The organism is Massilia sp. YIM B02763, from assembly GCF_030412015.1.
In the GTDB taxonomy this organism is placed as follows: domain Bacteria; phylum Pseudomonadota; class Gammaproteobacteria; order Burkholderiales; family Burkholderiaceae_D; genus Telluria.
The window spans coordinates 122,536-143,937 of record NZ_JASNRD010000009.1 but is presented as its reverse complement, the minus strand read 5'-3'; the positions used below and the strand labels follow the sequence as shown (position 1 = coordinate 143,937).

At 66.1% G+C, this 21,402-nt stretch carries 20 protein-coding genes; 7 read left to right on the top strand and 13 right to left on the bottom strand.

Going from position 1 to position 21,402, the window contains the following annotated elements:
• Nucleotides 1–157 precede the first annotated feature (157 nt).
• Complete coding sequence (locus tag QPK32_RS13850; protein WP_290413401.1) at nucleotides 158–1,642, top strand: SulP family inorganic anion transporter; 1,485 nt, start codon at nucleotides 158–160, stop codon at nucleotides 1,640–1,642.
• A gap of 57 nt (nucleotides 1,643–1,699) precedes the next feature.
• On the opposite strand, the gene QPK32_RS13845 is transcribed toward QPK32_RS13850, so the two are convergent.
• The 3 genes from QPK32_RS13845 to QPK32_RS13835 all read right to left on the bottom strand — a co-directional run bounded on the left by QPK32_RS13845 (nucleotide 1,700) and on the right by QPK32_RS13835 (nucleotide 5,608).
• Nucleotides 1,700–3,859: a S46 family peptidase gene (locus QPK32_RS13845; protein ID WP_290413400.1), complete on the bottom strand. Its 2,160-nt coding sequence runs from the start codon at nucleotides 3,857–3,859 to the stop codon at nucleotides 1,700–1,702.
• 117 nt (nucleotides 3,860–3,976) lie between these two features.
• On the bottom strand, nucleotides 3,977–5,236 hold the full coding sequence (gene cls, locus QPK32_RS13840; protein WP_290413399.1) for a cardiolipin synthase: 1,260 nt from the start codon (nucleotides 5,234–5,236) through the stop codon (nucleotides 3,977–3,979).
• A 102-nt stretch (nucleotides 5,237–5,338) separates the two neighbouring features.
• Entirely contained in the window at nucleotides 5,339–5,608 is a 270-nt protein-coding gene (locus QPK32_RS13835) for a GlsB/YeaQ/YmgE family stress response membrane protein (RefSeq protein WP_036212790.1), read from the bottom strand.
• 339 nt (nucleotides 5,609–5,947) lie between these two features.
• Here QPK32_RS13835 and QPK32_RS13830 point away from each other — a divergent pair, with 339 nt between their 5' ends.
• Complete coding sequence (locus QPK32_RS13830; protein ID WP_290413398.1) at nucleotides 5,948–7,444, top strand: hypothetical protein; 1,497 nt, start codon at nucleotides 5,948–5,950, stop codon at nucleotides 7,442–7,444.
• A gap of 181 nt (nucleotides 7,445–7,625) precedes the next feature.
• Here QPK32_RS13830 and QPK32_RS13825 read toward each other — a convergent pair whose 3' ends face one another.
• From QPK32_RS13825 to purB, 4 genes are all read right to left on the bottom strand, one after another.
• Entirely contained in the window at nucleotides 7,626–8,201 is a 576-nt protein-coding gene (locus tag QPK32_RS13825) for a YceI family protein (RefSeq protein ID WP_290413397.1), read from the bottom strand.
• Nucleotides 8,202–8,251: 50 nt separating this feature from the next.
• Complete coding sequence (locus QPK32_RS13820) at nucleotides 8,252–8,806, bottom strand: YceI family protein (RefSeq protein ID WP_290413396.1); 555 nt, start codon at nucleotides 8,804–8,806, stop codon at nucleotides 8,252–8,254.
• An 11-nt stretch (nucleotides 8,807–8,817) separates the two neighbouring features.
• Complete coding sequence (locus QPK32_RS13815; RefSeq protein WP_290413395.1) at nucleotides 8,818–9,357, bottom strand: cytochrome b; 540 nt, start codon at nucleotides 9,355–9,357, stop codon at nucleotides 8,818–8,820.
• A gap of 374 nt (nucleotides 9,358–9,731) precedes the next feature.
• Nucleotides 9,732–11,108: an adenylosuccinate lyase gene (purB, locus tag QPK32_RS13810; RefSeq protein ID WP_290413394.1), complete on the bottom strand. Its 1,377-nt coding sequence runs from the start codon at nucleotides 11,106–11,108 to the stop codon at nucleotides 9,732–9,734.
• 151 nt (nucleotides 11,109–11,259) lie between these two features.
• Between purB and QPK32_RS13805 the strand changes: the two genes are divergently transcribed.
• On the top strand, nucleotides 11,260–11,874 hold the full coding sequence (locus QPK32_RS13805; protein ID WP_290413393.1) for a glutathione S-transferase C-terminal domain-containing protein: 615 nt from the start codon (nucleotides 11,260–11,262) through the stop codon (nucleotides 11,872–11,874).
• A gap of 15 nt (nucleotides 11,875–11,889) precedes the next feature.
• Nucleotides 11,890–12,816, top strand: a complete 927-nt coding sequence (locus QPK32_RS13800) for a carbohydrate kinase family protein (RefSeq protein ID WP_290413392.1) — start codon at nucleotides 11,890–11,892, stop codon at nucleotides 12,814–12,816.
• A gap of 117 nt (nucleotides 12,817–12,933) precedes the next feature.
• Here the strand turns inward: QPK32_RS13800 and bfr are convergent, their stop codons facing one another.
• From bfr to QPK32_RS13785, 3 genes are all read right to left on the bottom strand, one after another.
• Nucleotides 12,934–13,404 (bottom strand): bacterioferritin, encoded by a 471-nt coding sequence (gene bfr / locus QPK32_RS13795; RefSeq protein WP_290413391.1) that lies wholly within the window; start codon nucleotides 13,402–13,404, stop codon nucleotides 12,934–12,936.
• Between the two features lie 106 nt (nucleotides 13,405–13,510).
• Nucleotides 13,511–14,191: a PepSY-associated TM helix domain-containing protein gene (locus tag QPK32_RS13790; protein WP_290413390.1), complete on the bottom strand. Its 681-nt coding sequence runs from the start codon at nucleotides 14,189–14,191 to the stop codon at nucleotides 13,511–13,513.
• A gap of 256 nt (nucleotides 14,192–14,447) precedes the next feature.
• On the bottom strand, nucleotides 14,448–14,666 hold the full coding sequence (locus QPK32_RS13785; protein WP_290413389.1) for a bacterioferritin-associated ferredoxin: 219 nt from the start codon (nucleotides 14,664–14,666) through the stop codon (nucleotides 14,448–14,450).
• Nucleotides 14,667–14,917: 251 nt separating this feature from the next.
• Between QPK32_RS13785 and QPK32_RS13780 the strand changes: the two genes are divergently transcribed.
• From QPK32_RS13780 to QPK32_RS13770, 3 genes are read left to right on the top strand one after another with little or no spacing between them, the layout of a single operon-like run.
• Nucleotides 14,918–15,187, top strand: a complete 270-nt coding sequence (locus QPK32_RS13780; RefSeq protein WP_290413388.1) for a FeoA family protein — start codon at nucleotides 14,918–14,920, stop codon at nucleotides 15,185–15,187.
• Nucleotides 15,188–15,200: 13 nt separating this feature from the next.
• The gene (locus tag QPK32_RS13775; protein ID WP_290413387.1) at nucleotides 15,201–17,090 is read left to right on the top strand and encodes a ferrous iron transporter B; all 1,890 of its coding nucleotides are present in this window, start codon (nucleotides 15,201–15,203) and stop codon (nucleotides 17,088–17,090) included.
• Nucleotide 17,091: 1 nt separating this feature from the next.
• Nucleotides 17,092–17,361 (top strand): DUF6587 family protein, encoded by a 270-nt coding sequence (locus QPK32_RS13770; protein ID WP_290413386.1) that lies wholly within the window; start codon nucleotides 17,092–17,094, stop codon nucleotides 17,359–17,361.
• A 93-nt stretch (nucleotides 17,362–17,454) separates the two neighbouring features.
• On the opposite strand, the gene QPK32_RS13765 is transcribed toward QPK32_RS13770, so the two are convergent.
• The 3 genes from QPK32_RS13765 to QPK32_RS13755 all read right to left on the bottom strand — a co-directional run bounded on the left by QPK32_RS13765 (nucleotide 17,455) and on the right by QPK32_RS13755 (nucleotide 21,258).
• Nucleotides 17,455–18,336, bottom strand: coding sequence for a DUF72 domain-containing protein (locus QPK32_RS13765; protein WP_290413385.1), 882 nt, complete (start codon nucleotides 18,334–18,336; stop codon nucleotides 17,455–17,457).
• Between the two features lie 151 nt (nucleotides 18,337–18,487).
• On the bottom strand, nucleotides 18,488–19,057 hold the full coding sequence (locus tag QPK32_RS13760) for a PEP-CTERM sorting domain-containing protein (RefSeq protein WP_290413384.1): 570 nt from the start codon (nucleotides 19,055–19,057) through the stop codon (nucleotides 18,488–18,490).
• Between the two features lie 83 nt (nucleotides 19,058–19,140).
• The gene (locus QPK32_RS13755) at nucleotides 19,141–21,258 is read right to left on the bottom strand and encodes a CocE/NonD family hydrolase (protein ID WP_290413383.1); all 2,118 of its coding nucleotides are present in this window, start codon (nucleotides 21,256–21,258) and stop codon (nucleotides 19,141–19,143) included.
• Nucleotides 21,259–21,402 lie beyond the last annotated feature (144 nt).

Genomic DNA, 21,402 nt, shown 5'->3' with positions numbered 1-21,402 from the left:
CCCATACCCATGTAGCGACAAGCGAACCTCCACACCGTCCAATACGGCTTCCGATACGGAGGTTCTCGCGCATGGGTGCGCGTCATCGCATCGCGGTGCGCGCACGTTCACTTTACCGTTTGTTAATGCATCGCCTGCCTGCAGCAGGCTCCCGCCCATGATCAATCACGCCTTTCGAGACGAATGGTTCTCGAACCCACGAAAAAACTTCCTCGCCGGTCTCACGACCTCGTTCGCACTGGTCCCCGAGTGCATCGCCTTCGCCCTCGTGGCCCAGCTCAATCCCCTCATGGGCTTGTACGGCGCCTTCATCATCTGCGCGCTGACGGCCGTCTTCGGCGGCCGGCCGGGGATGATTTCCGGCGCCGCCGGTTCGATGGCGGTGGTGATCGTGGCCCTCGTCGCCCGGCACGGCGTGCAGTACCTGCTGGCCACCGTCGTCCTGGGGGGCATCCTGATGGCCGTGTTCGGCCTGCTGCGGCTCGGTAAGCTGATCCGCATGGTGCCGCACCCCGTCATGCTGGGCTTCGTCAACGGCCTGGCGATCGTCATCGCGATGGCCCAGCTGGAGCACTTCCGCGAGAAGACGCCGCACGGCGAAGCTTGGCTGCAGGGCACCCCGCTGATGATCATGTGCGGCCTGGTGCTGCTGACGATGGCCATCGTCTACCTGCTGCCGCGCCTGACGAAGGCGGTGCCGCCGGCCCTCGTCGCCATCCTCGGCGTCGGGGTGCTCGGCTACGCGTTCCAGCTGCCGACCCGCACGCTGGGCGACCTGGCGCAGATCGCCGGCGGCCTGCCGGCCTTCCACGTCCCCACCGTGCCGCTGGACATGGAGACGCTGCGCATCGTCCTCCCCTATGCCGCCCTGATGGCGATGGTCGGCCTGCTCGAGACGCTGCTGACCTTCAACCTCACCGACGACATCACGGAAACGCGCGGCCAGCCGAACCGCGAGTGCATCGCGCTGGGCGGAGCCAATATCGTCTCCGGCCTGTTCGGCGGCATGGGCGGCTGCGCCATGATCGGCCAGACCATGATCAACCTGAGCTCGGGCGGGCGCTCGCGCCTGTCGGGCCTCACCAGCGGCGTCATGATCCTGCTGTTCATCCTGTTCCTGTCGCCGCTGATCGCCCACATTCCGCTGGCCGCGCTGGTCGGCGTGATGTTCGTGGTGGCCCAGGAGACCTTTGCCTGGGGCTCGCTGCGCGTGCTGGGCAAGGTACCGAAGCAGGATGCGCTGGTCATCGTCGCCGTTACCGTCGTCACCGTGTTCACCGACCTGGCAACGGCCGTGTTGTGCGGCGTCGTGATCGCCGCGCTCAGCTTCGCCTGGCAGCACGCGCTGGAGATGCGCGCCGACGTCGACGACGGCGAAGCCGGCGTGCGCACCTATCGCCCGCACGGCACGCTGTTCTTCGCATCGGCCGCGCATTTCCAGGAACTGTTCGCGCCCGCGACCGACCCGGCGCGCGTCGTCGTCGACTGCCGCCACCTGCACATGGCCGACCACTCGGCGATCGCCGCGATGGAAAGCCTGGTCCAGCGTTACGACAAGGCCGGCAAGCACCTGCAGGTGCTGCACCTGTCGTCGCGCAGCCGGATGCTGCTGCAGCGTGCCGGCGTCGACGTCCAGGCCTGAACGAAAAAAAGCCACGCGGCCCGAAGGCGGCGTGGCTTCTTGAAAGGGCGGGGGCGCTTAATTGACGCCCATCTCCTTCAGCAGGTTGTCCGCATGGTCGACCTTCTCCATGTTCCACAGGATGTAGCGCACGTCGACCTGGATGTCGCGCGTGGCGCGCGGGTTGAAGTCCCAGTCCGAGATGATCGAATCGAGCGTGCCGTCGAAAGCCAGGCCGATCAGCTCGGCCTTGTCGTTCAGCGCAGCCGAACCCGAGTTGCCGCCGGTGATGTCCAGCGTGGCCAGGTAGTTCACCGGCACGGTCTTCAGGACCGGATCGACGTAGCGGCCGAAGTCCTTCTTCTGGATCGCGTCCAGCTGCTTCTGCGGCGCGTTGAATTCGCCTTCGCCGGTGGCCTTGGCGACGACGCCCTTCACGGTGGTGAAGGCGGTCCAGGAACCGGTGCCGTCGGCACCGTAGTCGCGGCCCTTGATGTTGCCGAAGGTGACGCGCAGCGTGCTGTTGGCATCCGGGTAGACGGCCTGGCCCTTGCTGTTCATGTAGGCGATCTTGGCCTTCATGTAGCTGGCGTAGGCCTTCTGGATGTTGCCGGCCAATTCCTCTTCCTTCGCTTCGTCCTTGCGGTCGGCGTCGTACATGGCGACGGCGGCCTTGATGAAGCTGTCGTCGCTGGCCTTGAAGTCGGCCGGCGACTTGTTCATCCACGCGGTGCGGAATGCCTTGTCCTGCAGTTTGGAGCCTGCATAGACTTTGTCCAGCGCGGCCTTCAGGGCCGCTTCGTCCATGCCCGGCTTGATGCCGAGGGCGTCGTCGAAGGCTTCGCTATGCTCGTTGGCCGGCTGGGCGTTGTACTGTTTCAGGAAGTTCAGCACCAGCGCCTTGTCGACGTTTTCCACATAGGTGCGGTCCTGGCCCGTGATCACGGAGGTCAGGCGCGGCAGGTCGCGTTCCTGGTAGCCCGACTTGCGCTCGGCATCCGGCTTGGCGCGCTCGTTCGACAGGCGGTACAGCGTGCGCGCCGAGTTCAGGAAGCGCGGCGTGGCGTAGGACAGGAAGAATTCGCGCTTGGTGGCGGCGTCGCGCTGGGCGATCAGCTTCTCGACGGCCTCGATGTCGGCGCCGAATTCGGCACGGCGCTTGGCGTCGGCATTGACCCAGGCTTTCAGGGCGTTATGCTCGGCGGTCTTGCGCGCCAGGATGTCGCTGCCCGCGTACGAGGTCAGCATGCCCTTGCGGTTCTTGTAGTAGTTGTTCACGCCCGCGACCTGGCCCGCGTATTTCAGCTTGGCGGCCGGGTCGTTCTTGGTCTCGCGCTCGATGATGGTCAGCGTCTCGCCCGATGCCTTCACGAAGGCCGGGTAGTTCCAGTCGAAGGTGAACGCCACTTCCGACGGCAGGCGATGGCGGTTGGTGCGGCCCGGGTAGCCGACGACCATGATGAAGTCGTTTTCCTTGACGCCTTCCTTGGCGATCTTCAGCACGTGCTTCGGCTGGTACGGCACGTTGTCCTTGGAGAAGTCGGCGGCCTTGCCATCCTTGCTGACATAGGCGCGGTAGAAGCCGTAGTCGCCCGTGTGGCGCGGCCACATCCAGTTGTCGGTGTCGCCGCCGAACTTGCCGACGCCCGACGGCGGCGCGTGGACGAGGCGCACGTCGCGGATCTCGAGCTGCTTGATGCGGTAGAACTCCAGGCCGCCGTAGAAGCTGGCCACGGTGCAGCGGTAGCCGGCATCCTTCTCGCACTCGGCCACCAGCGCCTTCTGGTTCTTTTCCATCGCTTCGACGCGGGCCTTGCCCTTCATCTTCGCCACGGCAGGCGTGATCACGCGGTCGCTGACGTTGGCGACTTCCTCGGTGACGAACACGCGGCTGCCCGGCGCGGCCGGCAGTTCCTCGCCCAGCGTCCTGGCCAGGAAGCCGTTGGTCAGCAGGTCGCGCTCGGGCGTCGAGTTCACGGCCACGCTGTTGTAGACGCAGTGGTGGTTGGTGATCACCAGGCCCTGCGGCGAGACGAAGGACGCGGAGCAGCCGCCCAGGCTCACCACCGCGCCCATCGGGAATTCGGTCAGTTTGGTCAGGGAAGCCGGATCGAGCTTCAGGCCGGCGGCTTTCAGTTGCTGGGCTACTTGTGGCAGCTGCTGCGGCATCCACATGCCTTCATCCGCCTGGGCGGCGAAGGTCGTGAAAACGGCGAGCGAAAGGAGAGTCTTTTTCATCGCGTGTCTGTATGGTGTGTTGTCGTGGCTCCGGGGAGCCGCGACAGTATCCACAAAGCGATGACCCAGCGTCAACCGCTAATTTCTTGTGAGCGCTAACGTGCCCGGACCGCGTCCTTACAGCTGCCCGCCGATCAGGTCGGCGACCTTGCCGGCCGCCTTGTCCGTCAGCGGGCGGTCCTGCCACTTCTGCAGCGAGATCGGCTTGGCGCGCTTCCAGTCGTCCTCGAAGATGGCTTCCTGCTGTTTCGCGAACACGGGGTCGAGCACGTTCAAATTCGCTTCGTCGTTGATGCTGAACGAGCGGTTGTCGAAGTTGGTCGAGCCGACCGACACGAGCAGCGAATCGACGACCAGCGATTTGACGTGGAACATCGTGGGCTGGTACTCCGCCATCTTGATGCCGGCGGCCAGCAGTTCTCCCCAGCGTTCGCGCGAGGCGGCCCGCACGACGTCGGAATCGATGATGGGGCCGGGCGTGATGATGCGCACGTCGACGCCGCGCCTGGCCGCCGCGACCAGCGCCTTCACCGCCAGTTCGTCCGGCACGAAATACGAATTCGACAGGTGGATCGAATGGCGCGCGGCCGTGATCGCCATCAGGTACATCAGGTGCATGCTCTCGCTGCCGCCCGTGGGCGAGCTGGAGAACATCTGGGCCGGCATGGTGCCCACGGGCGGCAGGGCCGGGAAGTAGTCTTCGCCGTCCAGCACGACGCCAGTGGCCTTGGTCCAGTTGTCGTTGAACACGGCCTGCATCTGGCCGACCACGGGGCCTTCGACGCGGAAGTGGGTGTCGCGCCAGTGGTCGGCATCCTGGGCGTTGCCGCGCCATTTGTCGGCGATGCCGACGCCCCCCGTGAAGCCGACCTTGCCGTCGACGACGAGGATCTTGCGGTGCGTGCGGTTGTTCAGGCGCGCCAGCTTCCACCACACGGGCTTGTGGTAGCGGTGCACCTCGACGCCGGCGTCGTGCATCGCCTTCAGCGACGCTTCCTCGATCTTCATGCTGCCGACCCAGTCCAGCAGCAGGTGTACCTTGACACCGGCGCGCGCGCGTTCGGCCAGCGCGTCGGCGAATTCGCGGCCGATCGTCTCCGACCAGTAGATATAGGTCTCGAAATTGATGGTCTTCTTCGCGCCGCGGATCGCCTCGAGCATCGCCGGGAAGATCTGGTCGCCGTTGAGCAGCACGTCGACCTTGTTGCCCTCGACGATGGGCGGTCCCAGCAGCACGCCCAGCGAGCGCCGGAACTGGGCGTCGTCCGTATCGTACTGGCGTGTGAGCTGCGTCTCGATCTTCTTTTCGCCTGGCACGAAATTCAACAGGAGCAGGCCGGCCACCAGCGTGGCGAGGCAGGAGATCACGATGAGCATGGGACGTTTTACACGCATGAGTTCGACTCAGGGAGGTAAATTCGGGACGTAAAAAAACCAACGCCGTTGAGCGTTGGTTTTTAGAAAGCGCGCTGCACGTTCTTAACGAACGCGGCCGCGACGCAGCAGGTTCACGATGGCCAGCAGGATGACGGCACCCAGGAACGAGACCAGCAGCGACGAGACGCTGAAGTCGTCCGAATTGATGGTGCCCGTGCCGAACAGCGGGGAGAGCAGCCAGCCGCCCAGGAAGGCGCCGACGATACCGACCACGACGTTCAGAATCATGCCTTGTTCGGCATCCGTTTTCATGACCATGCTGGCGAGCCAGCCCAGAATGCCACCGACGACGATCCAGATAATGAACAACATGTTGCTTCCTCCTCAAGTTGGGAACACATAACCAAGGCCAATTGATTGACGAGGCCATGTGTGCAGTCTAGGGATGCCCGCGACCCGGGGTCGGTGCGGCAACGAACGTTAGATGCGCAAACGTCAACGACGTTCTTGCGACCCGCCTGACGTGCATTGGAACAGGCTTCGGTGTCGCATCAATGCTGATCCGACGGTCATTTAATGCTGAGCGGAATATCCCGGAATGAGTGCGTCATCGAACAGAAACGGTGCAGTAAGCGGACCTATCGTTGCACCCACTGGGCACTTCCAACAAGCAGTGCGCATTCCGCGCATACCACCTTGAAAGGACACATCATGAGCTTCGATACGACCCGCACGAACAACCAGAACCGCATGGTCACCGGCCTGTTCCCGGACCGCGCCAGCGCCGAACGCGCCTACAACACGATCTCCACCCGCGGCTACAACAAGGACGACGTCAACCTGATGATGTCGGACTCGACCCGCAAGACCCATTTCAACGATACCGAGACCGAGTTGGGCAGCAAGGCCGCCGAAGGCGCCGCTGCCGGTGCCGGCATCGGCGGCACCATCGGCGCGGTGCTGGCCGGCGTGGCCGCGCTGGGCACCACGCTGGTGATCCCGGGTGCGGGCCTGGTCGTGGCCGGTCCGCTGGCGGCAGCGCTGGCCGGCGCCGGCGCGGGCGGCATCACGGGCGGCCTGATCGGCGCGCTGATCGGCGCCGGCATTCCGGAAGAACGCGTCAAGCACTATGAGGAAGGCATCAGCAAGGGCGGCATCCTGATGGGCGTGAACGTGCGCAACGACGAAGACGTGCCGCACATCGAGAAAGCGTTCAACGACGAAGGCGGCTCGCACGTGATCGGTACCGGCGTCGGCGCCGCCGCAGGTGCCGCCACCGGCGCCGCCATCGGCGCAGCGGCCGGCCCGATCGGCATGGCGGCGGGCGCCGCGATCGGCGGCATCGCCGGCGGCATGGCCGGCAAGGGCGTCGGCGAAGTCGTGAATCCGAAGGCCGGCGACGACCTCGGCGAACACTATATGGCCAAGGGCGTGGGCGCCGGCACCGGTGCCGCGCTGGGCGCCGCCGCGGGCGCGGTGGCAGGCCCGGTCGGCATGGCCGCTGGTGCCGCGATCGGCGGCCTGGCCGGCGGTGCTGCCGGCCGCGGCGCGGGCGAAGTGGTGAATCCGAAAGCCGAAGACCGCCTGCACGAGCATAACCTGGCGCAAGGTACGGGTGCCGGCGCCGGCGCGCTGGGCGGCGCCGCACTGGGCGCCGTGGGCGGCCCGATCGGCATGGTGGCCGGTGCGGTCGCGGGCGGCATCGCCGGCGACATGGCCGGCAAGGGCGCGGCCGAAGTCGTGAACCCGAAGGCGGGTGACGACCTGCACGAGCACAATCTGGCCGGCGGCGTCGGCGCGGGCGGCGGCGCGGCTGCCGGTGCGGCCGTGGGTGCCGTGGGCGGCCCGGTGGGCATGGCGGCCGGCGCGGCCATCGGCGGCATCGCCGGCGGCATGCTGGGCAAGGGTGCCGGCCACCTGGTCAACCCGACCGAGGAAGACAACTACTGGCGCGGCAACTACCAGACCCAGCCGTACTACACGCCGGGCTACACCTACGACGACTACTCGCCGGCCTATGCGCTGGGCTACAACAATGCCCGCCGCTTCCCGAACTACGACCTGGCCGAGCCGCACATGGCCGACGAATGGGATCGCGTGAAGGGCCATTCGCGCCTGTCGTGGCAGCAGGCCAAGTCGGCCAGCCGCGCCGCGTGGGACCGCGTCGAGCGCGCCATCCCGGGCGATTCGGACCGCGACGGCCGTTGATCCGCACGTGATGGCTGCGTGAGCCGGGTAGGGTGGACGGCTTTGCCGTCCACGCGTCCAACCTCCGCTCGCACTACGGCAGCGCCGACGTTGCCTGAACGCGTGGACGGGAAACCCGTCCACCCTACAAAAAACCCGGCACCTTGCGGTGCCGGGTTTTTCATTTGCTGCTGATTGCCGATTACTGCTTGACGGCTTCGATCTGGATCGCCAGCTTGACGTCCATGTTGAAGCCGTACGAATCGCCGTAGCTCACGCCGAAGTCGCTGCGCTTGAAGGTGGCCGACGCGTCGGCGCCGCACACTTCACGCTTGAGCATCGGGTGCTGGATGCACTTGAACTTGTTGATGGTCAGGGTGACCGGCTTGGTCACGCCGTGCAGGGTCAGCTCGCCGTTGACGCTGGTCGGGACGTCGCCCTTGAACACCAGCTTGCCCTTGTAGGTCGCGGTCGGGTACTTGGCGGTGTCGAAGATCTCGGCGCTCTTGGCGTGGTCGTTCATCTTGGCGTGGCCGAAGTCGATCGAGGTGGTGTCGATGGTGATGTCGACGGTGCCCGACTTGGCGGCGCGGTCCAGGGTGATGGTGCCGTCGGTCTTGTCGAACTTGCCGCGCCAGGTCGACAGGCCGCCCATGTGGTCGGCTTCGAAGCTCGGGTAGGTGTGGCTCGGGTCGATCTTGTAGGTGTCGGCGGCAGCGAAGGCGCTCGATGCGAAAGCGGCTGCCAGGATGGCCATGCTCAGGTGCTTCAGTTTCATATTGGATCCTCTGTTTTATAGGTGGTGGTGACTGCTTACTGCGCGATTTCTTACTGCGCCGCGGCGACGCGGAACTTGATGACGACCTCGTCGGCGACCATGCTCGTGTCCTTCCACTCGCCTTCGCCGATGTTGTAGGTCAGCCGCTTGATCGGCAGCTGGCCTTCGAATACCTGCTTGCCGCCTTCCGCCTTGACGTTCAAGGGGAAGGAGACGGGCGCGGTCTTGCCCTTGATCGTCAGGTTGCCCGTGACGTTCAGCTTGCCGGCGGCGGCCGGCTTGATCGCGGTCGACACGAAGGTCGCCTTCGGGAACTGGGCCGAGTTGAACCATTCCTTCTTGGCGATTTCCTTGTTGTAGTCGGCCGAGCCGATGTCGAAGCTGGCCGTGTCGATGTCGACGCGCGCCGTGGCTTTTTCCGGATGCGCCGCGTCGTAGTCGATGGCGGCCGTGAATTTCTTGAACGGCGATTCGACCGGCACGTTCATCTGCTTGAACGTGGCGGTGACGCTGCTGTGGGCGACGTCGGTCTTGAGCGGGGCGGCGCTCGCGGCCAGGACGGTGCCTGCGAGGATGGCGGCGACGGCGGTTTTATTCAGTTGCATGGTTTTCTCCTTCAGAGGGAACGGCCGGGCAGCATGCGGCGCATGGTGCCGTCGCGGTCGATGATGGCGTGCTTCAGCGCGGCCGCCACGTGCAGTACGACGAGGGCGGCCATGGACATGGTGAGCCAGTAGTGGACGGCTTTCAGGGTTTCCGCCAGCTCCAGGTTGCGCTCGATCAGGACGGGCAGCTGGAACAGGTTGAAGTAGACGACGGGGAAGCCGGCAGCCAGCGTGTAGAAATAGCCGGACACCGGCACCGCGAACATCAGCACGTACAGCAAGTGGTGCAGGCCGTGGGCCGCGCCGCGCTGCCAAGCCGGCATGCCGTCCGGCAGTTCCGGCGGGCGGTGGAACAGGCGCCACAGCAGGCGCAGCGCGGCCAGCAGCAGCACGGTCACGCCGGCCCACTTGTGCCAGGCAAAATACTTCAGCTTGGTCATCGAGAAGCCGGGGATGTTCGTCATGACCAGGCCCAGCGTGAACGCGCCGATGATCAGGATGGCGATCAGCCAGTGGAGGGCGATGGCGGTCTTCGTGTAACGCTGCTGCATGCTGCGGCTCCGTAGGTCGACTGGCGTAAATATTACCAATGTTTTCAGGCATTGAAAGGCGCTGGAATTTCCTTCAAGACACTAACATGATTTGCCGTCTCGAAAGGAAATGCAATACGGACACTTTAGCGGTTCCAAATATCGGCAGGAAGCCATCTGGACGGATAACATTGTTCAGCGAATGGAACAGTCGGCAGTCTCGCTCGTCGTCCCTGCGGAGGCAGGGACCCAATTTCTGCTCCGAAGTCGTATTACATGCTGTTCGGCTTCGTTCTAAGAAATTGGGCCCCCGCCTGCGCGGGGGCGACGGTATCGGCGCAGGCATAAAAAAACCGGGGACGCGCCCCGGTTCTTCATCTGCACTGCCAATGCGATCAGATCGCCTTGGCCAGCTGGGCCGCCAGGCCCGTATAGTTGGCCGGCGTCATGGCCAGCAGCAGGTCCTTCGCTTCCTGCGGCAGGGCCAGTCCGGTGACGAATTCCTGCAGCGCCTCGCGGGTGATGCCCTTGCCGCGGGTCAGTTCCTTCAGCTGCTCGTACGGATTCTCGATGCCGTAGCGGCGCATCACGGTCTGCACGGGCTCGGCCAGCACTTCCCAGTTCGCGTCCAGGTCCTGCTCCAGGCGCGCCGGATTGACTTCCAGCTTGTCCAGGCCGCGCAGGCAGCTGTCGTAGGCCAGCAGGGCGTAGCCGAAGCCGACGCCGATGTTGCGCAGCACGGTGGAGTCGGTCAGGTCGCGCTGCATGCGCGAGACCGGCAGCTTGTCGGCCATGTGGCGCAGCGTCGCGTTGGCCAGGCCCAGGTTGCCTTCCGAGTTCTCGAAGTCGATCGGGTTGACTTTATGGGGCATGGTCGACGAACCGATCTCGCCGGCCTTCAGCTTCTGCTTGAAGTAGCCCAGCGACACATAGGTCCAGATGTCGCGGTTCAGGTCCAGCAGGATGGTGTTGGTGCGGGCGACGGCGTCGAACAGTTCGGCCATGTAGTCGTGCGGCTCGATCTGGATCGTGTATGGGTTGAACATCAGGCCCAGGCGCTGCTCGATGACGTTCTTCGAGAACGCCGGCCAGTCGAAGCCCGGGTAGGCGGACAGGTGGGCGTTGTAATTGCCCACGGCGCCGTTCATCTTGCCCAGGATGTCGACGTCGGCGATGCGCTTGATGGCGCGCTGCAGGCGCGCCACGACGTTGGCGAATTCCTTGCCCAGCGTGGTCGGGCTGGCGGTCTGGCCGTGGGTGCGCGACAGCATCGGCAGGTCGGCGTTGACATGGGCGATCTCGGTCAGCTTGGCGACGATCGCCTGCAGCGACGGCAGCAGCACGCCGTCGCGCGCCGCCTTGAGCATCATGCCGTGCGAGGTGTTGTTGATGTCTTCCGAGGTGCAGGCGAAGTGGATGAATTCGCTGGCCGCGACCAGTTCCGGCACGTCCTTCACCTTCTCCTTGAGCCAGTATTCGACGGCCTTGACGTCGTGGTTGGTGACGGCTTCGATGTCCTTGATGCGGGCGGCGTCGGCTTCCGAGAAGTCCGCGGCCAGCTTGTCGAGCAGGGCGTTCGCGCCGGCCGAGAAGGGCTTCAGTTCCGCGAAGCCGGCCTGGGACAGCGCCTGCAGCCAGGCGATCTCCACTTTCACGCGATGGTGCATGAAACCGGCTTCCGACAGGATCGGGCGCAGCTTGTCGGTCTTGGCGGCATAGCGGCCGTCCAGCGGGGACAGGGCCGACAGGGTCGAGGAGGTGGTAGAGGTCATGGCAGGCAGGGAAGGATGTGCAAAAGCGTGGATTTTACCACCGGCCGCCTTGTCAAGTCCCTTATTTAACGGCGTTGCAGGGCCGCCGCCGGACCCGCGGATGGCGATGCCCCGATGCTATACTGTCAGTCACCCCACCACCTGAGCATGTATGAAACTCATCGGTTCCCTCACCAGTGCCTATGTGCGCAAGGCGCGCGTCGTCCTGGCAGAGAAAAAGCTCGACTATGTGTTCGAGCTCGAGAACGTCTGGGCGCCGGAAACCGGCATCTCCGCATTCAACCCCCTCGGCAAGGTGCCCTGCCTCGTGATGGAGGACGGCAGCGCGATGTACGATTCGCGCGTGATCGCCGAATACCTCGACACGCTGACCCCCGTCTGCAAGCTGCTGCCGGCCAACAGCCGCGACCGTGCCAACGTCAAGGTGCGCGAAGCGCTGGCCGACGGCGTGCTGGAAGCGGCCGTGGCCGCCTTCCTGGAGCGCACCTGGCGGCCGGCCGGCCAGCAGAGCCAGGCCTGGATCGACCGCCAGATGGGCAAGGTCCATGCCGGCTTGAAGCAACTGTCCGAGCAGCTCGGCGAGCAAGCCTACTGCATGGGCATCCACTACACGCTGGCCGACGTCGCCGTCGGCTGCACGCTGGGCTGGCTCGCCTTCCGCTTCCCCGAGATCGACTGGCGCGGCGATTATCCGAACCTGGCGCGCCTGTTCGACAAGCTGTCCGAACGCCCCTCGTTCAAGGACACCGCGCCGCCGTCCGCGTAAATAGGGCGCGAGCGCATGACCACCATCGTATTCGGCGAAGCGCTGGTCGAGGAGCTGCCGGCGGAACAAAGCATCGGCGGCGCGCCGTTCAACGTGGCGCGCCACCTGGCCGCCTTCATGCTGCCGCCCCTGCTGATCACGCGCATCGGCAACGACCGCAACGGCCTGGCCGTGCGCGCCGAGTTCGAGCGCTTCGTGATGCCGGAGACGGGCGTGCAGGTCGACGCCATGGAAGAAACGGGCCGCATGCTGGTCGAACGGACCGGTAGTGGCCAGCGCCTGACGCTGCTGCCCGGCCAGGCCTACGACTTCATCGACCCGCAGGCGGCCCGCGACAGCATCGCCGCCGCCGGCGCCCAGGGCGCGCGCAGCGTCTATTTCGGCACCCTGGCCCAGCGCGCGGAATGCTCGCGCCTGGCCCTGGACGCCGTGCTGGAGGCGACGCCGGCCAGGCGCTTCCTCGACCTGAACCTGCGCCCGGGCCAGGCCGGCGAGCAGCTGGTCACGCACGCGCTGACGGCGGCCGACGTGGTCAAGGTCAACGAAGCGGAATTGCAGGCGCTGTTCCAGTGGTATTTCCAGATCGGCCCGGACGATCCGCCGCTGGCCACCGAGGAAGTGCATGCGGCCTGCCGCGCGCTGATGGACCGCTTCATGCTGGAGACGCTGGTGGTGACGCTGGGCCACCGCGGCTCCGTGACCTTTTGCGCCGACGGCAGCCTGCTCGCGCACCGCGACAATCCGGCGCCGCCGTTCGTGATCGACACGGCGGGGGCGGGCGATGCCTTCGCGGCGATCATGCTGCTGGGACGGGAGCGCGACTGGCCCCTGGAGACGACGCTGGCGCGCGCCAACGAATTCGCCGGCGCCATCTGCGCCGTGGCGGGCGCGGTGCCGCGCGACCTGGGGTTCTACGACAAGTGGGTGAAGCGCTGGCGGTGAGCTGCGCTCGATGAACCTTGGCGCATGAACCGTCGCCCTGCGAAGGCAGGGGCCCGATTTGCTGGCGCCGTCGTAACGCTACATCGGGCTCCCGCCTGCGCGGGGGCGACGGTATTTTTATTCGCCGATCTGCGATTGCAGGTAGTTCTGGATCCCGACCTTGACGATCAGGTCCAGCTGCGTTTCCAGCCACTCGATGTGTTCCTCGGTATCTTCCAGGATCATCAGGAACAGGTCGCGCGACACGTAGTCGTGCGCGATTTCGGCGGCGGCGATGCCTTCCTTGACGGTGTCCTGGGCCGCGCGTTCCAGCTTCAGGTCGCATTCCAGCATTTCCTGGGCCGATTCGCCGATCAGGAGCTTGTGCAGCGCCTGCAGGTTCGGCAGGCCGTCCAGCATCAGGATGCGGTCGATCAGCTTGTCCGCATGCTTCATCTCGCCGATCGATTCCTCGTATTCCTTCTTGCCGAGTTTGTCGAGGCCCCAGTGCTTGTACATGCGCGCATGCAGGAAGTACTGGTTGACTGCGGTGAGTTCGTTGGTCAGCTGTGCGTTCAGCAGACGGATGATATTCGGGTCGCCCTTCATGGAATGCCTTTATTTTCGTGTGGATGTGACCCCGGCATCATAGCAAACCCATGGACTTGCCGGACATCCCCGGCCCTTCCTGTTGCCGCGAATGCGACAGCGCGCGCTACAGCGCAGCCAGCGCCAGCGCGCCCGCCGCGACCAGCGAGGCCGCGCCGATCGCCAGCCCGACGGTGCGCGCGCGCGCCGTGAGCGCCCACAGCAGCACGCCGGACAGCGACAGCAGGATGATCGAGCCGGCCAGCGTGTCGACCAACAACACCCAGGCCGCCCCCATGCCGGTTCCCTTGTGCAGGTTGGACAGCGTGGCGAAAACATTGTTGTCGCTGCGTGTGACGGTGACGTAGTTGTTGCCGACCCAGTACTCGGCCTGCACGCTGCCGGACGGCGCCGCGAAGCTGGCGCGCCAGCGTGCCGGCTGGATGAGGGAGCGGTCGCCCCAGGCCACGGGACGCGCGGCCTCGGCCTGCACCCGCACGGGATCCTGGCCGAGCCGGAGCGAGCGCCTGAGCCAGTCCGCCAGCGCCTGCGGGGTGCGCGGGGCGGGGGCCGGCAGCGGCACCTGGACCGTCGTCGCCTGGACCTGGGCGGCCGGGATGGGCAGCACGTCGCGGTGGTTGAGCAGGATGCCGGTGCCGCCGAACAGCAGGCCGAGCAGGGCACCCCACAGGCCGACCCAGACGTGCATCCGGCGCAGCCAATGGACGGCGACGGCGGTCCGCGACGGCGCGGGCGGCGGCTCGACCCGGAAGGGAGCCCTTGGCGAACGGAACGGGATCACTGGCATGGGACAGGACCTGGATGCGTCGGAGCCCACATACTACCAAGAGCGGCAAAACCACGGTCGGGAACACGCGGCGATTGTGCGGAGCAATAGGCGGCCGCGCGCCAGGGGCGCGGACGGGAACACGGCAGGAAGCGTAGGAACAGGGCGGCGTGGGAACAGGGCGGCGCGGGAAGCGGAGCCGCGGACGGCGCGGCGCCGGCCAAACGGGCGCAGGCAAGGCCGCGCCCGTGGTGCAAATCAGACGGATTGCCTGATATCAGGCGGTCAGGCCAGCAGCCGGTGTACGGCGCAGCTCGGTGACCGTGGTCTTGCTGTCCAGGTGTTCGTGCATGACTTCGCGGGCATAGCTGACGCATTTGCCGCAGCAGGTACCGACACCGAGTTCCTTGTACAGGTCGGCCATCGAGGTGAGGCCGAGGTCGACCGCCTGGCGGATTTCGCGGTCGGAGATGTTGTTGCAGACGCAGACGATCATGGGGCGATTCCGGAGTAGTGGGGATGCGCACTCGACAATGTTGCTCGGTCTATAATGCGAATCATTCTCATTCACTTTCGTATTTTCCCGGAGTCGCGGCGCGAACGCAAGCGTTTTTATTCAGTCGTGCGCGCCGAAAACGGGCCCTGCAAAAAGAAGTAGACAAACCGCAAATAGAAATAATTCGCATTTAGGTTTATGATGCACACATCTGTGACCGCAGCGCTACACCTCTTTACGGAAGCGACACCATGACTCTTGCCCCCACCCTGACCACGCTCGACGCCCTCAAGGCCGGCCAGAGCGCCACCGTGATCACGCTCAAGCCGAGCGCGACGAGCGAGCGCGACGGCGGTATCGACGTATCGCGCCGCCTGATGGAGCTTGGTTTCGTTCCGGGCGAACGCATCCGCATGCTCAAGCGCAGCCTGACGGGCGGCCCGCTGGCCGTGAAAGTCGGCCAGTCCACCTTCGCCCTGCGCCGCTTCGAGGCTGCGCTGATCTCGATCCAGCCGGAATGAACGGAAACATGCAATGGGAGTAGTAGAACAGCAGGTCCATGCGGCCGCGACGACGCCGCTCATCGCCCTGCTGGGTAATCCGAACTGCGGCAAGACCGCACTGTTCAACCGCCTCACCGGCGCGCGCCAGAAAGTCGCCAACTACGCCGGCGTCACCATCGAACGCAAGGAAGGCAGCTTCACGCTGCCGGGCGGGCGCGCCCTGCGCGTGCTCGACCTTCCCGGCGCCTACAGCCTCACCGCCCACACGCCCGACGAAGCGATCACGCGCGACGTGGTGGCTGGCCTGCGCGCCGGCGAACGCAGCCCGGACGCCATCGTCTGCGTCGTCAATGCCACCAACCTGCGCCTGAACCTGCGCCTGGTCCTGGAGATCAAGCGCCTGGGCCTGCCGATGGTGCTGGCCCTGAACATGGTCGACGTCGCCAAGAAGCGCGGCATCGAGATCGATACGGCGCGCCTGTCGCAGGAGCTGGGCATGCCCGTGGTCGAGACCGTGGCGGTCCAGGCCGGCGGCGAAAAGACCCTGCTGGCCGCGCTGGACGCGATGCCGCTGGCCGGCGGCGTCAAGCCGCAGCCCCTGGCCGCCATCGACGCCGTGCCGGTCGAGGAGACCCAGCGCGAGGTGCGCCGCATCATCGACGCCACCGTCAGCTTCGACAAGGACACGGGCAACCTGAGCGAACAGATCGACCGCGTCGTGCTGCACCCGGTGGCCGGTCCCATCATCCTGGCGGCGCTGATGTTCCTGATCTTCCAGGCCGTGTTCAGCTGGGCCGCGCCCGTGATGGACGCCATCAAGGACGGCGTCGACGCGCTCGGCCGCTGGGTCAGCGCGGGCATGGCCGACGGCCCCCTGCACAGCCTGATCGTGGACGGCATCTTCGGCGGCGTCGGCAGCGTGCTCGTGTTCCTGCCGCAGATCCTGATCCTGTTCTTCTTCATCCTGATCCTGGAAGACTGCGGATACCTGCCGCGCGCGGCCTTCCTGCTCGACCGCATGATGGGCGGCGTGGGCCTGTCCGGCCGCGCCTTCATCCCGCTCTTGTCCTCGTTCGCCTGCGCCATTCCCGGCGTGATGGCGGCGCGTACCATCCAGAACCCGCGCGACCGCCTCGTCACGATCATGATCGCGCCCCTGATGACGTGTTCCGCGCGCCTGCCCGTGTACGCGCTGGTGATCGCCGCCTTCATCCCGAACCGCGAGGTCGGCTGGGGCTTCAACCTGCAGGGCCTGGTGCTGTTCCTGCTGTACGCGGCCGGCATCGTCAGCGCCATGGGCGTGGCCTGGTTCTTCAAGCGCAGCATGGGCGCCAAGGGCCACCAGCCGCTGATGCTGGAGCTGCCGGCCTACCACTGGCCGCACCTGCACAACCTGGCGCTGGGCCTGTGGGAGCGCGCGCGCATCTTCCTGACCCGCGTCGGCACCACCATCCTGACCCTGATGATCCTGGTCTGGTTCCTGTCCAGCTTCCCGGGCGCCCCGGAAGGCGCGACGCACCCGCCGATCTACTACAGCGTGGCCGGCATGCTGGGCCGTGCGCTGGAAGTGATCTTCGCGCCGATCGGCTTCGGCTGGCAGATCTGCATCGCGCTGGTGCCGGGCATGGCGGCGCGCGAAGTGGCCGTGGGCGCCCTCGGCACCGTGTACGCGCTGTCGTCCACGGGCGACGACGTCGCCACGGCGCTGACCCCGATCATCGCGTCGTCCTGGAGCCTGGCGACCGCGCTGTCGCTGCTGGCCTGGTACGTGTTCGCGCCGCAGTGCCTGTCGACGCTGTCGGTGGTGCGCCGCGAAACCGGCCGCACCCGTTACGCGCTGCTGATGGCCGGCTATATGTTCGCGCTGGCCTACGCGGCTTCGTTCATCACCTATCACGTGGCGCTTGCCATGGGAGGCTGACATGCTGCTCCAATACCTGATCGTCGCATTCGTCGTCCTGCTGGCGGCCCTGTATGCCGGCGCCAAATACCTGCCCAAGGCCTGGCGCCAGCGCCTCGTCTATACCCTCTCGAACGGCACCGGCAAGGGCCGCCTGGTCGAGTGGCTCGACACGGGCTCGAGCTGCGGCGGCGGCTGCGACAGCGGCGGCTGCAATACCTGCGCGCCGGCGGCGCCGTTGCCGGAGCGCGATGCGCAGGGGCGCAAGGTCATCAAGCTGCACGTGAGGTAGGGTGGACGGCTTTGCCGTCCACGCGTTCGACACGAGCATGCGCCGCGGCGAACCAGGGGATCGTCGAACGCGTGGACAGCGGAGCTGTCCACCCTACGGCCGCCATGCCAGATCCAGCAACGCCATCAGGCGCAACGCATCCTGCGGCGCCCTGACCTTGATGTCGTTGTCGAAGTAGCAGTACACATCCCGGCTCTTCCTGCGCGCCGGCGCCTCGTCCGACGCCAGGCGCGCGTTCTCCGGCTGTCCGCCCGCGCTCCAGGCGCGGATCCGCTCCGCCCAGCGTTCCAGGGACGCATCCTCGTAGCCGCTCGCATACAGCTCGTGCTCCCCGTGCAGGCGGATGTAGACGAAATCCGCCGTCACGTCCTCGAAGTCCGGCCACTTGCCGGCCGTGTCGGCCACGACCAGCGCGACGTTGTGCTTGCGCAGCAGGGCGATGAATGCGGGACAGCGGAAACTCTCGTGGCGCACCTCCACCGCGTGGCGCAGCGGCCGCACGGCGTCGATCTCCAGCAGGGCGCGGCCGTCCAGCTTGTCGTCGTGGCCGCGCGCGAGCTCCAGGGCCCGGCCCGTGTCGTGCGGCAGCAGGGACAGGAAGGCGTCGATGCGTTCGGGCTCGAAGCGCAGTTGCGGCGGGAATTGCCACAGCATGGGGCCGAGCTTCTCGCGCAGCGCGAACATGCCGGACGCCAGCACATTGGCCAGCGGCGCCTCGATGCCGCGCAGCTTGAGCATGTGGGTGAGGAAGCGGTTGCCCTTCACGGCGAACACGAAGCCGGGCGGCGTCGCCTCGTACCAGGCCGCGTAGCTGTTCGGGCGCTGCAGCGAATAGAAGGAGCCGTTCAGCTCGATGGTGGGCAGCTGCCGCGCCGCGTAGTCGAGTTCGCGCGCCTGGACCAGCCCGGGAGGGTAGAACACGCCGCGCCAGGCCGGGTAGCGCCAGCCGGAGATGCCGATGTGGATTGCGCCCATGTGCCCTAGTCTAGGGGTGGGCGCGTTCTGGTTCGGTGCGGTGTCGTACTGTTCCTATGCCGCGGGCGGAACACCGGGGTCAGAGCCCTTGGAAAGCAACACCGGGCTCTGACCCCTGCTCCGACCCCTGCTCTGACGCCTGCGCTGATTTCTAGGAACGGCGGCGGCGCGACCAGGCGCCCAGGCCCACGAGGCCCGCGGCCAGCATCGCCCATTCGCCCGGCTCCGGCACCGAGGTGATGATGCTCGGCGCCACCGAGGCCATGTTCAGCGTGGTGGCGTCGGTCCAGTCCAGGTGGTGCTCGTAGCTGCCGCCCGGGTTGTACGTGTACTCGTAGCTCATCTTGCCGGACTCGATCAGGTGCCCGCCGCCGGACCAGCCTTCGGGGTCGCCGCCGTATTCGCCGAGGCTGAACGACAGGCCGTCGCTGGTGGAGAAATGGAAGCTGTCGGCGCCGCAGTAATTGCCGGGAAGGCTGGCGCCGCCGCAGGTGACGTAGTCGCGCGTGCCGACCAGCAGCGAGGTCAGTTCGCTGCGATCGAGGACGCCGTCCAGGTTGGCGTCGACGCCCGTGAACGAGCCTTCGATGCGCATGTCGGACAGGAACGTGGCGGCTTCGCGGTCGTAGAAGCCGACGTAGCTGAAGGTCCAGTGGGTGGTTTGGGCTTGGGCGAAGGCGCTGCAGACGAGCAGGGCGCCGGCGGATATCAGATGCTTCATGTTTGGACCTCGATGGAAACTTGGCGTGCTGTGGGGAACAACACGCCAAGCGTACTCTTGTCTCCGATGAAAGTCCTGGCTGTTCAGTATCCGTGTCGCCGGCTTGCGACATTTTTCCTTTCAAATTTCCCCAATGAAATCAATGTGTTGTGGAAGGGAATGGATTTACTGCTGAGCAGCATCGACGACAGGCAGCTCGATCGCGCTCTCCAGTCCCGGCGCATGGTAGATGCGCTGGGTGGCCTTGCGGTAATCCGCCGGCTTGGCATGGAAGATGTTCGGCNAGCATCGACGACAGGCAGCTCGATCGCGCTCTCCAGTCCCGGCGCATGGTAGATGCGCTGGGTGGCCTTGCGGTAATCCGCCGGCTTGGCATGGAAGATGTTCGGCACGAAGGTCTGCGGATTGCGGTCGTACAGCGGGAACCAGCTCGACTGGATCTGCACCATGATGCGGTGGCCCGGCAGGAATACGTGGTCGACGTTGGGCAGGGCAAAGCGGTAGCGCTCGGCCTTGTTGGGCGTCGCCGCGACGGGCTTGTCCAGGCCCTGGCGGTAGCGGCCGCGGAAGATGTCCATCGCGATCGGCAGCTGGTAGCCGCCCATGTCCGGCTGGGCCGCGCTCTCGTCCGGGTACACGTCGATCAGCTTCACGACCCAGTCGCTGTCCGTGCCCGAGGTCGAGGCGAACAGGTTGACCATCGGCTGGCCGGCCAGCTGCAGCGGGGCGGACAGCGGTCCGGTGACGTAGGTAACGACGTCGGTGCGGTCCGAATACGAACGCTGGTCGGTCACCAGCCACGGCTTCCAGACGTTGCCGTCGCCCATGCGCACGGGGCGCGGCACGAACGGCACCGGCTTGGCCGGGTCGGACACGTATTCGTCGAAGGACGAGGCCTTGTCGACCTTGCCTTCCATCTTGTCGAAGCCGAGGCCGAAGCCCGGTTTCAGGTACAGCGGCTTCGTCGCCTGCGCCAGCGGCCACTGTTCGAGGCGGCGCCAGCGGTTCACGCCGGTCTGGTAGGACCACACGGGCGGGGTGTCGAAGGCCGGCGCGCCGTCCTTCAGGTACTGGTTGAAGAAGGGCAGCATGACGTCGCGGCGGAATTGCTGGGCGGTGTCGCCGGTGAATTTCAGCGCGCCCAGCGTCGAGCCCTCGTAGTTCACGCCGCTGTGGCGCCACGGGCCCACGACCAGCGAGTTCAGCTTGTTCGTCTTGTCCTGCGGCTCGACGGCGGCATAGGTGGCGTAGGCGCCGTAGATGTCTTCCTGGTCCCAGCGGCCGACGACGGTCATGGTCGGCACGGCGAGCGGGCGCTTGGCCAGGATGCGGTCCAGCGCCTGCTCCTGCCAGAAGCTGTCGTAGGCCGGATGCTCGAACAGCTTCTTCACGAAGTTCAGCTGGTCGACGCCGTAGGCATGGGCGAAGTCGGCGGTCGAGCCGGCGCGCAGGAACGCCTCGTAGTCGTCGTAGACGCCGGTGACGATCTGCTCGCCCTTGCCGCGCGCGGCATTCTGGCCGGCGATATAGGCCAGGTTCGGGTTGCGGAAGGCGCCGTTGTGGAACCAGTCGTCGCCGCGCCAGCCGTCGACCATCGGACTCATCGGCACGGCCGCCTTCAGCGCCGGGTGCGGCTCGACGAGGGCCATCAGCACGGTGAAGCCCTCGTACGAGGAGCCGACTATGCCGACCTTGCCGTTCGATTGCGGGACGTTCTTGACCAGCCAGTCGATGGTGTCGTACGCGTCGGTGCTGTGGTCGACCTGGGTATTGTTGAGCGGGCCGCGCACCGGGCGCGTCATCACGTAGTCGCCTTCCGAACCGTACTTGCCGCGCACGTCCTGGAACACGCGGATGTAGCCGTTCTCGATGAAGGCGTCGTCGCCGTCGCCCAGGATCGACGTGATGTGCGGGCTCTTCATGCGGCCGGCGCGGCCGGCCGCGTTGTACGGGGTGCGGGTCAGCATGATCGGCGCCTTGCCTTGCATGACCGCCTTCGGGATCACGACCACCGTGTACAGCTTGACGCCGTCGCGCATCGGGATCATGAACTCCTGCTTGACGTAGTCGGCGTTCGGCACCGTGGTGGCGAACGGCGCGGCGGGGATGTCGGGGGCCATCGGCGCGGTCTGCGCCTGGACGGTGCCGTGCAAAGCGGCGAGCAGGAGGGGAAGGACGGACAGGGACGGCAGGCGCGACATGGACTCTCCACGGGTGCTGGGTTGAAAGAGCAACGTTGTCAAAAGTTGCATCAAAGCATAGTACCCAAGGGTGTTGCGGCGTGCAATCGTGCGCGCCGCCAGCCCCATTGTTTAGTGCGGGGCGCCGCCGCAGCGACAAAAGTT

What these genes read in the sequence shown, in the direction of transcription:
- QPK32_RS13820 (WP_290413396.1), bottom strand. Translation starts at nt 8,806, where the DNA reads ATGCAACTGAATAAAACCGCCGTCGCCGCCATCCTCGCAGGCACCGTC.
- QPK32_RS13845 (WP_290413400.1), bottom strand. Translation starts at nt 3,859, where the DNA reads ATGAAAAAGACTCTCCTTTCGCTCGCCGTTTTCACGACCTTCGCCGCC.
- QPK32_RS13790 (WP_290413390.1), bottom strand. Translation starts at nt 14,191, where the DNA reads ATGCCAGTGATCCCGTTCCGTTCGCCAAGGGCTCCCTTCCGGGTCGAG.
- QPK32_RS13775 (WP_290413387.1), top strand. Translation starts at nt 15,201, where the DNA reads ATGGGAGTAGTAGAACAGCAGGTCCATGCGGCCGCGACGACGCCGCTC.
- QPK32_RS13800 (WP_290413392.1), top strand. Translation starts at nt 11,890, where the DNA reads ATGACCACCATCGTATTCGGCGAAGCGCTGGTCGAGGAGCTGCCGGCG.
- QPK32_RS13805 (WP_290413393.1), top strand. Translation starts at nt 11,260, where the DNA reads ATGAAACTCATCGGTTCCCTCACCAGTGCCTATGTGCGCAAGGCGCGC.
- QPK32_RS13815 (WP_290413395.1), bottom strand. Translation starts at nt 9,357, where the DNA reads ATGCAGCAGCGTTACACGAAGACCGCCATCGCCCTCCACTGGCTGATC.
- cls (WP_290413399.1), bottom strand. Translation starts at nt 5,236, where the DNA reads ATGCTCATCGTGATCTCCTGCCTCGCCACGCTGGTGGCCGGCCTGCTC.
- QPK32_RS13825 (WP_290413397.1), bottom strand. Translation starts at nt 8,201, where the DNA reads ATGAAACTGAAGCACCTGAGCATGGCCATCCTGGCAGCCGCTTTCGCA.
- purB (WP_290413394.1), bottom strand. Translation starts at nt 11,108, where the DNA reads ATGACCTCTACCACCTCCTCGACCCTGTCGGCCCTGTCCCCGCTGGAC.
- QPK32_RS13780 (WP_290413388.1), top strand. Translation starts at nt 14,918, where the DNA reads ATGACTCTTGCCCCCACCCTGACCACGCTCGACGCCCTCAAGGCCGGC.
- bfr (WP_290413391.1), bottom strand. Translation starts at nt 13,404, where the DNA reads ATGAAGGGCGACCCGAATATCATCCGTCTGCTGAACGCACAGCTGACC.
- QPK32_RS13830 (WP_290413398.1), top strand. Translation starts at nt 5,948, where the DNA reads ATGAGCTTCGATACGACCCGCACGAACAACCAGAACCGCATGGTCACC.
- QPK32_RS13765 (WP_290413385.1), bottom strand. Translation starts at nt 18,336, where the DNA reads ATGGGCGCAATCCACATCGGCATCTCCGGCTGGCGCTACCCGGCCTGG.
- QPK32_RS13770 (WP_290413386.1), top strand. Translation starts at nt 17,092, where the DNA reads ATGCTGCTCCAATACCTGATCGTCGCATTCGTCGTCCTGCTGGCGGCC.
- QPK32_RS13835 (WP_036212790.1), bottom strand. Translation starts at nt 5,608, where the DNA reads ATGTTGTTCATTATCTGGATCGTCGTCGGTGGCATTCTGGGCTGGCTC.
- QPK32_RS13760 (WP_290413384.1), bottom strand. Translation starts at nt 19,057, where the DNA reads ATGAAGCATCTGATATCCGCCGGCGCCCTGCTCGTCTGCAGCGCCTTC.
- QPK32_RS13850 (WP_290413401.1), top strand. Translation starts at nt 158, where the DNA reads ATGATCAATCACGCCTTTCGAGACGAATGGTTCTCGAACCCACGAAAA.
- QPK32_RS13785 (WP_290413389.1), bottom strand. Translation starts at nt 14,666, where the DNA reads ATGATCGTCTGCGTCTGCAACAACATCTCCGACCGCGAAATCCGCCAG.